The 13,068-nt window shown below is 31.8% G+C and carries 10 protein-coding genes; 7 read left to right on the top strand and 3 right to left on the bottom strand.

Features of this window, described 5'->3' with window-relative positions:
* Window positions 1-23: 23 nt before the first annotated feature.
* Entirely contained in the window at window positions 24-1,340 is a 1,317-nt protein-coding gene (locus DFQ10_RS05915) for a hypothetical protein (protein ID WP_115816486.1), read from the bottom strand.
* Window positions 1,341-1,610: 270 nt separating this feature from the next.
* A complete protein-coding gene (locus DFQ10_RS05920; RefSeq protein ID WP_115816487.1) occupies window positions 1,611-2,063 on the bottom strand; it encodes a hypothetical protein in 453 nt (150 codons plus the stop codon).
* Between the two features lie 548 nt (window positions 2,064-2,611).
* On the opposite strand from DFQ10_RS05920, the gene DFQ10_RS05925 reads away from it, so the two are divergent.
* From DFQ10_RS05925 to DFQ10_RS05940, 4 genes are all read left to right on the top strand, one after another.
* The gene (locus DFQ10_RS05925) at window positions 2,612-3,211 is read left to right on the top strand and encodes a peptidase associated/transthyretin-like domain-containing protein (RefSeq protein WP_115816918.1); all 600 of its coding nucleotides are present in this window, start codon (window positions 2,612-2,614) and stop codon (window positions 3,209-3,211) included.
* A 170-nt stretch (window positions 3,212-3,381) separates the two neighbouring features.
* A complete protein-coding gene (locus tag DFQ10_RS05930) occupies window positions 3,382-5,115 on the top strand; it encodes a patatin-like phospholipase family protein (protein ID WP_115816488.1) in 1,734 nt (577 codons plus the stop codon).
* Window positions 5,116-5,245: 130 nt separating this feature from the next.
* Window positions 5,246-5,494, top strand: a complete 249-nt coding sequence (locus tag DFQ10_RS05935; RefSeq protein ID WP_115816489.1) for a cold-shock protein — start codon at window positions 5,246-5,248, stop codon at window positions 5,492-5,494.
* A 128-nt stretch (window positions 5,495-5,622) separates the two neighbouring features.
* Complete coding sequence (locus tag DFQ10_RS05940) at window positions 5,623-6,966, top strand: DEAD/DEAH box helicase (protein ID WP_115816919.1); 1,344 nt, start codon at window positions 5,623-5,625, stop codon at window positions 6,964-6,966.
* 11 nt (window positions 6,967-6,977) lie between these two features.
* Here the strand turns inward: DFQ10_RS05940 and DFQ10_RS05945 are convergent, their stop codons facing one another.
* A complete protein-coding gene (locus DFQ10_RS05945; protein ID WP_115816490.1) occupies window positions 6,978-7,733 on the bottom strand; it encodes an arylesterase in 756 nt (251 codons plus the stop codon).
* 27 nt (window positions 7,734-7,760) lie between these two features.
* Between DFQ10_RS05945 and DFQ10_RS05950 the strand changes: the two genes are divergently transcribed.
* The 3 genes from DFQ10_RS05950 (at window position 7,761) to DFQ10_RS05960 (ending at window position 12,938) form a co-directional block, all read left to right on the top strand.
* The gene (locus tag DFQ10_RS05950) at window positions 7,761-8,450 is read left to right on the top strand and encodes an ABC transporter ATP-binding protein (RefSeq protein WP_115816491.1); all 690 of its coding nucleotides are present in this window, start codon (window positions 7,761-7,763) and stop codon (window positions 8,448-8,450) included.
* Between the two features lie 49 nt (window positions 8,451-8,499).
* Window positions 8,500-10,992, top strand: a complete 2,493-nt coding sequence (locus tag DFQ10_RS05955) for an ABC transporter permease (protein ID WP_115816920.1) — start codon at window positions 8,500-8,502, stop codon at window positions 10,990-10,992.
* A gap of 188 nt (window positions 10,993-11,180) precedes the next feature.
* The gene (locus DFQ10_RS05960) at window positions 11,181-12,938 is read left to right on the top strand and encodes a helix-turn-helix transcriptional regulator (RefSeq protein ID WP_147299184.1); all 1,758 of its coding nucleotides are present in this window, start codon (window positions 11,181-11,183) and stop codon (window positions 12,936-12,938) included.
* Window positions 12,939-13,068: the final 130 nt, after the last annotated feature.

Raw genomic sequence — 13,068 nt, forward strand, 5'->3', positions numbered from 1 at the left:
GACGATCGTTTTAAGATTATAGTCTAATCATCATCATCGTCATATAAATCATTAGAAGCAATTATTTTGTTAATTCTTAATCTAAAATCTGGATATTTACTATTATTAGAGTCGATAAAAGTTTCTGAGTCTGGACCTTTTGAGTACACATTGTCAAAAGCTCTGCTGCCATACCAACTTTCTAAGTCATCATTATTAGAATAGTCTTTTCTGTAAATATTACCTTTACAGTTATTAAAATATAATCTTGTAAATTTTATCTTTTGTAAATTTTCACTGTTTATATCAATACGTCCATCAAAGATTACAGCAGGTTTAAATCCAGAAATTACACTTTTATTAATTGTGAACTTTACATCTGGTCCTATGTAAATCGCTTCTTGTACCAAACCAACATTAATATCTGATTTTAAATCTTTACTAACATTAACAAGAGTAAGGTTCTCTGCATTAACATATGTTTCCTTTTTAGAAGTATCCGCTTTTTCTTTTATGTCATAAGATTTAATTGACATACAACGTGATCCGTCTGGACTAGAAATATAAGGTGATCTAATTGCTAATGAATTAATAATGTGACATTGTGCTCCATAATTAAATTCATAATCATTTTTATTAGATCTATAAGATACTGTTTGAATTAATTCAACTTCACCACCCAAAACATTAAATGAGTTTCCTTGGCAGTAACTCACCATTACGTTGTTTACGTTAGTTTGAAGTCCTATACCAGCAAGAGTAAGTCCGCTGAAGTTTCCAAATTCTTTTGTGTTTTTACCAGCATACTCAATTCTTACATACTTTAAAGTACCAGAATTTCCGTTAGAGTTATCTCCACCATAACTAATACTTTCTGTTGACGATGGGTTTAATCCGTAATTAAGTGAAGCGACTTTGCCAAAAGTATTGATAGGTGCATCTCCTAAAATAAAAAGGCCTCCCCAATCTCCTGGTTTTTTATCAGTTCTACTTGAAGTAAAAATAATTGGATCTGTTGGTTTTCCTTCAGCAAATATTTTAGATCCATTACTGATTGTTAATGATCCTTTAGTATTAAAGTCACCAAGAATTACTGTTCCTGCTTCTATAGTTAGTGTTGTACTATCAGTAACATAAACATCTCCTAGAAGAAGATAAGTGTTCCTTTTGGTTAAAGTAGTGTTTTCTGTTATGTTACCTGTTAAGATTTGTGTTGGCTCTTCGTAGTTTTCTTTATTAGGCTGAAAATCCGTCCATGAGTCTAGCCAATTATTGTAGCCAGTAATGCCTTTTTCTTGTTGGGCATTTATGTTGCTAATCACTAAAAAAAAGAGCAGTGCGGTTAGAGTAAAATTTTTCATAGTAGGTAAATTCTATAATTAGATTAAGGGCTATTAATTATTTAGCCCAAACATATGATTAAAATCCATGAAACACAAATAATATCGATGAAATACATACATTAGTGTAAATTTGGTGCATTTACCTACAAAAAACGTTAGTTAATCAGTGAAATATGTAAAAAAAAAATAAATATAACCTTTTTGATTGTTTCAGTTTACAGCATAAAAAAACCTTGACATATTCTCAATGTCAAGGTTTTTACAAACACATAATAATTAAAAAACTAACTAATCTTTTTTAAAGTCGTCATAGGTATGTAATGCTTTAAGAGTTGATTCGTAAAATAAAATAGCTGCTATTAAATCTTTAGTATCAGAATAAGGCAGAATTGATTTTTGAAACTCTATTGTACTATCAAAATAGGATGTAGAAGCATCAATATTATCTTCTAAAGCCTTTATATTATCTTTTGTCTCAGGTATACCTAAAGATTCCATAGTTACTCCAGGCTTTGTTGCAAATGCAATATTTGGAAGAATATTTACAATCACTTCAATTCGTTCTATATATAAAACTAATAAGTCTCCCTTCGACATCTTTTTTAAGTCTTCACGACTATGATATTTTGAGATGTTTACTTTGCCACTAATAATACTTTGAGATTCTTTCTTTTTTTGAGCAAAACCCATGCTTATCATTAGGAAAAAAAAGGCACAAAATAAGGTAGATTTGGTATTCATATTTACACTTTTTAATTAATCTTAGTGCAACAAATCTATACATTTTATTAAATAAAACAACTATATTTTTACATTTTTACGAAAACTTTTTTATATATTAAATGCAGATTTTTACGTTAAACTGCGTGTTTGCTTGATAAAATACATATTTCACCGATGAAATACATTGTGTGTTTTTCTCCTTAATATTCACTTTATAATCACTTATTTTTGGAAAATACTCATAATTTCTGTTGAACTTAAGTGTTAATTCTATAATTGTATGGACTATTTATTCAGTCAAAATCAAACATCAATTTTTTACATTCTTTCAGAGTATTTATTTTTATTAAATAGCGTTTTATTATGTGGTTATTTCAAGAGTTATTAAGTAAAAATATGAGATATAAATACAGTTTATAAATTGATGGCTTGATAAAAATGAGCGTATTACGTCGGAATTTTTAGTTATTTTTTTCGGTTTATCGTGAAAAAATAGCATTGGTGAGATTTTTATGGTGTTGTTATTAATAAGTACCAATTTAGAGGTGTTGTTAATTAATATTCTCATGAAAAATTCAATTTATTTATTTAGTTTTATTTGCTTTTTAGGAGCAAGCTGTTTGGTATCTGCTCAAGATTCAATTAAACAACTTCCAATTTATGATTCTACAGAACTTAATTTAATGAGTTCAGATACTATTCCAGATTACGAGACTAAAATCAATAAACTTAAAATTACAGGAACTATATACGAAAATGATGGTGTTACTCCTGCAAAAGATGTGATTCTTTATGTTGAACAACCAGACGAGAATGGTGATTTCGATTTAAGAGAAACCAATGACAAGCGCTATGTTTATCATAGAAGTTGGGTAAAAACAGATGCAAACGGACGTTATACTCTATATACATTTGTTCCGGGAGGAGATAGACGATTTAATCAATTACAACAAGTATATCCTATAATAAAAGAAGCTACTAAAGAAGCATACGTTATTGAAACATTTTTATTTGATGAAGATCCATTACTTACTAAAACATGTCGTAAGCGTATGGCTAAAAAAGGTGATCCAACTAGAATACTTAAATTAAAATCTGAAGATGGTATTTTTGTCGCTGAGCGAAATATTACATTAAAAAAAGATGTTGTTATAGCCAAATCATAATTAAAATTAGTTAAAATATATAACGTTCTAAATGACTATTTAGGACGTTTTTTTGTGCATTAAAATTCTAAACTGAATTAAGATTGTAATCTTATTTTATTTATTTTGAAAAAAGAATAATGTAATTTCATCGTTCTAATAAATTCTTGACTTCAAAATACCAGATTATAATGAGTAAACAGACATTTCATTTAGGACTATCCATGGCAGGAGCTGTTTCTGCAGGTGCTTATACAGCTGGTTTTATGGATTATTTATTAGAAGCATTATCTGAATGGGAAAATGCAAAACAGCAACAATTAAATAATTCAGACAGTAATATTCCTACTCACAATGTCATTATTGATGCCATTGGAGGCGCCTCTGCAGGAGGCATGGTTGGTATGATTGCGACACTTGCACTTTACGCTGGTAATTGGAAACCAGTTAAGAAAGTATCAAATGTAAAAACAGGCAATATCCTTTATGATAGTTGGGTGTTTTTAGACGATGATGAAAATCTATATTCAGAAAAGGCTAGTGGAAAAGGTACATTTGAAAAAATGTTAGATATTTCAGATATCAATCCAGAAGTTGGTGCTCCTTCTCTTTTAAATTCCACACCAATCGATGCTATTGCAGAGCGTGTATTTAATGAGTTGCCAAAAGAGGCTGGTTTAGATAACTTTCCGAAATATATATCTAAAGATTTAAGATTGCTTATTACTCTAACAAGCCTTAGACCGTTAGACTATAAGGTGAAAATGAGTAGAATTAAATCTAAATTTTTAGATGAAACGCCATCACATCGTGTAAGTAGCCATGATGTATTGGCACATTTTAAATTAAACTTTGACGATACAAAAGATAAAAATCAATATTTACCGTTTCATCCACATAATTTAGACTCACGCCAATTTTTAATTAAAGTAACAAAAGCCACTGGAGCATTTCCTATAGGATTAAAATCCCGTTATTTTGATAACGAGTTTACAACAAGCTATTTAAATAATAGTTTAAAGGTTCGTAAATCATTAATTAAAGATTTAGATATACTCATAGATGCAGAACAAACATCAAATTTTCAGTTTACAGCTATTGATGGAGGTACTATAAATAATGAACCATTTGATGAAGTATTGCGACATCTCGTTAAAAAACACGGAGAACCAAATTTAGACAACCCAAAGTTTGGAACAGTGCATATAGATCCGTTTCCTAATTTTTTCGATGCTAAAGTAACGGATGACGTAAACCATAAAGTCTCTAGTATTGTTGGGATTCTTGGAGCTATTGTACCAACAATTCTTAGTCAAGCACGTTACAAACAAACAGATACTTATGGTGTTGGTTTGTTTAAACTAATGTCTTTTCCAAGAAAGTTGAAATCTGGAAAAATGGAAATTAGAGAGCATCCACCTTTAGCAACAGGAGCTTTAGAAGGTTTTGGAGGTTTTCTTGATATTAAATTTAGACAGCATGATTTTTTTCTAGGGAGAGATAACGCACGTAATTTTTTACGAGGAATTTTATTTTTAGAATGTGACAAAGACAATCCTAATAATTTGTTTTATGGTGTTAGTGATGCGGCCATTGCCGAATTTAAACGGAACGTGAAACAAAAAGATGGTAGCGAGAAAATTTATATGCCAATTATACCAGACATCAGTAAAATTGAAGGAGATTCCAATCCAACTAAATATGAGGTTGAGGACTTCCCTAAGTTTAATGGTAAAGCTTTCCGAGAATTAAAAAAGCCAATAAAGAAAAGGGTTAATGCTATTTTAAAGGCAGAACTAAAAGGACGAGTTAAGAGTTGGTGGTTAAAACCAATTATAGCTGCTTTTAGAGGTATCATTGCTAGTAAGATAACCAATTGGGTCATTGAGCAAGTAGAATTAGACTTTAAAAATCGTAAGATGTAAGTTTTCATTTATAGACAAACAAAGTGATAAAAAATCTATTTAATACATATATAAGCAATAGAAAGCGCCTACGTTTGTTTGGGTAAAAACAAAACGTTAATTTTGTCGCAAACTATTTAAAACAATACTAATGATTTTAGACTTTATAAAAAGATTGTTCAACTCTGATAAAGTAAGTGGTACAAAAGAAGGGACCGTTAAATTTTTCAATGCTAAAAAAGGATTTGGATTTATAATTATAAATGATACTAACGAAGAGATTTTTGTGCACACCACAAACGTAGTAGGTAAAATTAAAGAAAAAAATAAAGTGACATTTAACGTTGAGAAAAGCGATAAAGGTCCAATAGCTACAAATGTAAAAGCTGTAAAAAATTAGAATTACAATTTACTTAACCATCTTAACTGATGGTTTTTTTATGTTTAGATGTTTGGCTTTGTAGTAATGATAACTATTTTACCTCTTTCCCAACAACAGTATTCTTACCTTTGCAAAAATTATTTTTTATGTCCAAGCATTTTTCCGATTTAGGAATTAATAAATCTATTCAACAGAGTTTAGCCGAATTAAATATTACTGTACCTACAGATATTCAAGAAAAGGCCATTCCAATAATTCTTCAACAAAAAGAAGATGTTGTTGCAATAGCTAAAACCGGAACAGGGAAAACGGCAGCATTCGGATTGCCGTTATTACAGTTAATAGATACGGAAGACACTAACGTGCAAGCAGTAATCTTAGCTCCAACCCGCGAACTAGGACAACAAATTTGCGCTAACTTAACGTCGTTTGCCAAGCAAAGTCCTATGATTTCTATTGCGGCAACGTTTGGAGGTATTCCGATAAAGCCACAAATAGAACGTTTAACAGAAACTACACATATTATAGTAGCCACACCAGGACGTTTGGTAGATTTAATAAATCGAGGTACTGTAAGTCTAAAACATTTAAAATTCTTGGTTTTAGATGAAGCTGACGAAATGGTCAGTGCTTTAAAAACGGATTTAGACCTTATTATAAAAGGTATTCCAAAAGCTAGACGTACATTTTTGTTTACTGCAACCTTATCTGGAGCTATAAAACAATTGGTTCAGAATTACATGTCTAAACACGTGGTTCAGGTTGAAGCAGATATGGCTACCGTTGGACACCAAGGTATAGATCATCAATATGTAGTAGTAGAACCTATAGAGAAATTAGACGTTTTACTTCATTTTTTAAATAGTAAAGAAGGACAACGAGGTATTATTTTTTGTAAAACAAAAGCCGCTGTAAATAAATTAGCTAAGAATTTAGCCATCAATAAATTTTCTTCTGGTGCGTTACATGGTAGTTTGTCTCAAGGGATTAGAGATCGTATAATGGGACAATTTAGAGAAGGACATATCTCTATTTTAATTGCTACAGATTTAGCCGCTCGTGGTATTGATGTAAAAGATGTCGCATTTGTGGTTAATTATCACTTACCAGACACTTATGATGCTTATGTGCATAGAAGTGGAAGAACAGCTAGAGCAGGAGCAAAAGGTTTATCGTTAACTGTTTTGCAGCAAGAAGAAGTTATAGATATTGCTGATTTTGAAAATGAATTAGGAATCACTTTCCACGAAATTAAAAAAGCAGATGCTCAAAGTATAGAAGAGAATAATACGTTATTGTGGGCGAAAAAAATATTTAAAACGAAACCCAATCGTACGATTTCTGAAACACTAAGAAGAGATGTACGTACTATTTTTCATCATCTAACAAAAGAAGAATTAATAGAAAAAATATTAGCACATCAAGTGGCAGAAACTACATTGGGCAAGGCAGCCTCAGAAGATTCTAAAAAGAAGAAAAAGAAACATTAATTTAATCCTTTTTACTTAGTAATTATAGGTTTTAAAACATCCCAAACAGTGTCTGCGACTATTTTATGACCTTCAACAGTAGGGTGAATGCCATCATCTTGATTTAAGTCAGCAACACCACCAACGTCTTTTAAAATAAAAGGAATAAAGGCTAGTTTATTTTTTTCTGCTAAGTCTGCAAAAATTTGTCTGAATTCATTGGTATAATCTTGTCCCATGTTAGGTGGCAATTCCATACCAGCCAGTATAATTGTTGTTTTTGGACTTTTCTTTTGAACCACATCAATAATGGTTTGTAAGTTTGCACGTGTTTCTGATAAAGGCACACCTCGCAAACCATCGTTAGCACCTAATTCTAACAAGAAAATATCAACTTTTTGGTTTAAAATCCAATTAATACGATTTTTTCCTCCAGATGTCGTTTCACCGCTTAAACCTGAGTTAATTACAGTATAATTTAGGCCTAAGGCATCTATTTTTTGTTGTAAAACGGCAGGATATGCATCATTACTATCTTCCAATCCCATGCCAGCCGTGATACTATCACCAAAACATAAAATCGTTTTTGTATCATTTGTAATGACATCATTTTGTTCGGTGTCGTTTGTTGCTTCTTTCACCTGTTTTGTTTCTACTGTTTTTTCAGCTTTATCATTACCGCAACTAAATAATAAAAGGGTAAAAATAAAATAACAAAACTTTAAGAGTTTAGGCATGGTTGAGATTGGTGAAATTAAATGCAAATGATTATTTTGAGCCTTCGACATAAGTTGTCATTTAAATTAAAAATTAATATGCCAAAGATATTAAAGATTACTGGGCTAGAAAAGACATATTCTAGTGGTAACAAACAATTAACGGTTTTACATAACATTTCTTTCGATGTAGAAAAAGGACAAACTTTTTCAATCGTTGGTCCTTCAGGAAGTGGGAAAACAACATTATTAGGCTTATGTGCAGGCTTAGACGAACCAAATGCTGGTAGTGTTGAGTTGTGTGGGCAAGATTTAAATACTTTAAACGAAGACCAACGTGCTCAACTACGGAATAAGGAAGTTGGTTTTATATTTCAAAATTTTCAATTACTACCAACGCTTACCGCATTAGAAAATGTAAGTGTACCCTTAGAATTGCAAGGAGATAAAGAGGCTGTTAAAAAAAGCAAAGTCTTATTGGAAAAAGTAGGCTTAGCAGATCGTTATCATCATTACCCTTCTCAGCTTTCTGGAGGCGAGCAACAACGTGTTGCTTTAGCTAGAGCTTTTGCTAATGCACCTTCTATACTTTTTGCAGATGAACCCACAGGTAATCTAGATGAAGAAACTGGTGAAAAAGTGATAAAGTTATTGTTTGATTTGAATAAAGAAGCAGGAACTACATTAGTTATTATTTCTCATGATTTGGATTTAGCCAACCGAACACAACAAATATTACGACTTAAAGGCGGACAAATTTTAACCAACCAACGTACGCAAGTGCTGTAATTTCATTCTTATCCTTATTATGAATCAAAAAACAAAATGGCTATTTAAAATGGCATGGAGAGATGCCAAGGCAAGTAGAGTGCGATTGCTTTTGTTTATGGCTTCTATCATTTTAGGTATTGCAGCTGTAGTTTCCATACAATTATTTAGTACCAACCTTAAGGAAAATATTTACATCCAATCAAAAGCATTGATGGGAGCGGATTATATTATTGATACTAGACAAGTGCCAACAGAGCGAGCTAAGGTCATTATTGATTCTCTAAAACCAGATGCTTCTGAAGTGAATTTTGTATCTATGATTGCCTTTCCAAAAAATGGAGGCACCAAACTAGTTAAAGTTAGAGGTCTTGATGGAGACTTTCCTTTTTACGGAACTATAGATACAGAACCATCCTCGGCTGCAGATACTTATCAAAAGTCAGGTGGAGCTTTAGTTGATGCAACTTTGCTACTTCAATTTAATGTAAAACCAGGTGATTCTATAAAAATTGGAGAATTAGTTCTTCCAATTGCAGGCACATTAAATGCGATTCCTGGCAGTACAGCAGTATCATCTTCAGTCGCACCTCCAATCATAATTCCGTATCGCTTTATTAAAAATACGGAACTGCTTCAGTTTGGAAGCCGTAAGGAATATCAATTCTTTTATAAAGCGTCTGACACTTTAAATTTAGATACGCTTGAAAAAAAGTTACAACCAATGCTTGAAGCTGAGAATGCAGATTTAGATACGCACACTAGTACAAGCAGACGCTTAGGACAACGCTACGATAATGTTGGAAAGTTTTTAAATTTAGCTGCTTTTATTGCCTTATTGCTAGGTTGTATTGGGATTGCGAGTTCCGTTCATATTTATATAAAAGAGAAATTAAGAGCTATTGCTGTTTTAAAATGCATGGGAGCATCTAGACGTCAAAGTTTTCTTATTTTTCTTGTTCAGATTGCAGGTATTGGTATTGTTGGTGGTTTAATTGGCGCACTTATAGGAATTGGACTTCAAGGATTATTCCCTTATCTTCTGCAAGAATTTCTTCCTTTTACAGTGACCGTAAATATTTCAGCACAACCTATAATTATTGGAGTTTTTCTTGGGCTGTTTATGTCTGTATTATTCGCGTTATTACCATTGCTTAGAACGTGGTATGTTTCACCATTAGAAGTATTGCGTGTAGATGAACAGGCTGCACAAGAACCTATGAAAGTTCGGTTAATAGTATTTTCTACTATTTTAATTTTTCTGTTTTTATTTTCATTTTGGTTACTTAACAGTGCAATATATGCTTTGGTATTTGTGCTCGCTTCACTTATTACTTTTGCAGTATTGGCTGGTGTTGCATTATTATCGATAAGAAGTATAAGACGGTTTTTTCCAAAAAGTTGGAGTTTTACGGCACGCCAAAGTTTATTGAATTTATTTAGACCTAATAATCAAACGGTTGTACTGGTTGTTGCAATAGGTTTGGGTACGTTTTTAATTAGTACGTTATATTTTACAAAGGATATTTTATTGACAAAATCAGAAATTGATACTACTGAAAATGCTAATATGATTATTCTAGACGTGCAAACAGGGCAACGCGATGCATTAGAAGAAATGATAAAGGCTCAAGGTTTACCTGTGCTAGATAATATTCCTTTAGTAACCATGCGCATGCACAGTATAAAAGGGCAATTGGTTAATGAATTACGACAAGATACTACCAAACAAATTAAACGTTGGGTTTTAAACCATGAGTTTAGATCAACCTATCGTGATTCTATAACGAGCTCAGAAGAATTAATAGAAGGAGAGTGGACACCAGAATTAAAGGCTGGTGATCCTGTGGTGATTTCTCTTTCAGATAATCTGGCTTTAGATATTAATGTTGGAGTTGGAGATGCTATTGTATTTAATATACAAGGTGTGCTTATGGAAACCACTATAGGTAGTATTCGTAAAGTAGATTGGAGACAATTAAAACCAAATTTTGCTATTGTATTTCCTAAAGGTGTTTTAGAGGAAGCTCCACAGTTTAATGTTATGGCAACTAATGTGTCTGATGAAAAACGTTCTGCAGATTTACAACGAGATTTGGTAGCTAAATTTCCAAATGTGTCTATTATTGATTTGCGCCAAGTCTTTACTATAGTCGAAGATATTTTAGATAAAGTCACTTGGATTATCAATTTTATGGCTTTCTTTAGTATTCTAACAGGCATCATTGTACTCATTGGCTCAGTAAGAACAAGCAAGTACCAAAGGATTAAAGAAAGTGTTTTATTGAGAACACTTGGAGCAAAGAACACTCAGATATTAAAAATTTCTGCTTTAGAATATCTATTTCTAGGTTTATTAGGTAGTCTCGTAGGTATTTTATTGGCCTTAGTGAGTAGTCTATGTTTAGCTTTATTTGTTTTTAAAGAACCTTTTGCACCATCTATAATTCCATTTGTGGTGTTTTTACCAGGAATCACACTTTTGATAATGGCAATTGGTTTGAGTAATATACGAACGGTATTAAAGAGTTCTCCTTTAGCGGTATTACGTAGAGAAGGATAGTTGTATTTTTATATTATTGAGAGTGCTTTAAATGTTAATTTTTGTTTGAAGTAGGAATGTCACTTTTCATAATACTGAACTTCTGAAGGTTTTTTTAAGGCTTACGTTTTATTAAAGTCTTCTTCTAGTTTATATTGTTACTTTAAAAAATTAGGTATATTTAGGGTATCCTAACCTATTGATAATTAATGTTTAAGTATTACGCATCACTATTGTTTTTGTGCAGTATGGCCATACCTCAGTTGTGGTCTCAAAGCACAGCAATTACTAGTGAATCAGCTTTTAAGGAATACCAACAGATTAGTGACTCTATGTCTTCTGTATTTCCAGAAGATGATATAAAAACATACCGACGCGCATCATTTTCGGATGTTCAAATGCAAAGGTATTTATCACTTCACTTTAAGCGTTTAGATAAATTAAATCACATTGAAGGACATGTTAAATTTGTTTTAGACAGTTATCTACATTCAGGAAATTGGTTTAGAGAAGTAGGGTTTCCTAAAGAGTCTATTAAATCTTATCTCAACTTTTTTAATTACTATAAAGATCATGAAGGTGAATTAGGTATAGCTGAGCGCAATAAATATATGGAAATGCGAAGTTATGCGCGAAGCATGCTTGCAGAGAGTTATGCAAAGCTTGGTTTGTTAGATAACGCAGCAATGCAGCATAAAACAAATATGGCGTTTACTAAGAACCTAAATTATATTTACCATCCGTCTTCAATAAACAATTATGGCCTCTTTTTTTATTGGTTTAAAAAAGACCTCGATTCTGCGATGTATTTCTTTGAACGTGCTTATGCGCTTACGAAGTCTAAATTCCCTAAGCATACTTTAAATGGTAGCATACGCGATAATATTGCAGATATTTATATTGACCAGCAAGATTATAAAAAGGCACAGCCATTATATCAGCAAAATTTTGAGTATTTCAAAACAGCCATTAATGAAGAAACCTTAGCTAAAGATATTCCTAGGTTAATTAGTGCAGGATCACAATTAGTAACTACCAATACACAATTAAGTCAGTTAGACGTAGCACAACGGGTTTTTAAAGAGTTAGAAACCGTTGTAAAGCTTCAAGAATTGAATAACAATATAACGTCTAGTTCTAAATTAGAGTTTTTAAGAGCCAAAGAGCGTTTGTTAAGTGCTCAAAACAATATTTTAGAAGCCTATACTACAGTAAAAGCGATTGAGCGTTTTTCGGATAGTCTTCAGGCCATATCTAATCATGCTGATAAAAAATGGCAAGAAGAATTGAATGATATTACGATAGACAAAATTGAATTAAATTTTAAAATAGATCGCATTCAAAAAGAGAATATGATTAAAAATCAGCGCGCTAAACTTTGGTTTATTGGGCTTTTATCGTCTATTTTCATTATTCTATTAATGACACTTATTATTAGTAGAAGGCAACACCTTATCAATGCAAAAAATAAACAATTGTTAGCTGAACAGAAGCTAGAAAATTCAGCTTTAAAGGTTGAACAGCTTAATTCAGAGATTAAATCTAAAGAACGTGATTTGTCTGATTTTGCTATAAAACTTACCCAAGATCAAGATTGGGCAAAAGAATTAGCAGAGCAATTAGAGGCCATAAAGCAAACTTCGTCAGAAGAACGCGAATCCTTAATAAAAACCTTAGATCTGGCTATTGCTAATAAAATTAATGTAGATAGTGATACGCAAGATTTCTTTGAACGCTTAGACAAATTAAGTCATACCTTTTATAGTAAACTCACACACAGTTACCCAAACTTGAGTAAAAATGAAATTAGACTTTGCTCATTAATTCGCTTAAAAATTGAAAGTCGTAGTATTGCCACACTTCAAAATATAACTTTAGCGTCACTTAATACGAGTCGTTATCGCTTAAGAAAAAAACTAAATCTTTCAGAAGATGTCGATTTAGACTTTTTTATTCAAAATATATAAAACACTTATTTATAGTAGGTTATATTTGTTTTTCTTCCGTTGTCTATTAATTGTCTATTGCTTGTTCATTAGCAGTCTATCTCAAATTTATGGTTAGGAGTATCATGTCTAGTAACTTCGTCATGTCCTA

The organism is Winogradskyella eximia (assembly GCF_003386165.1).
Lineage (GTDB): Bacteria > Bacteroidota > Bacteroidia > Flavobacteriales > Flavobacteriaceae > Winogradskyella > Winogradskyella eximia.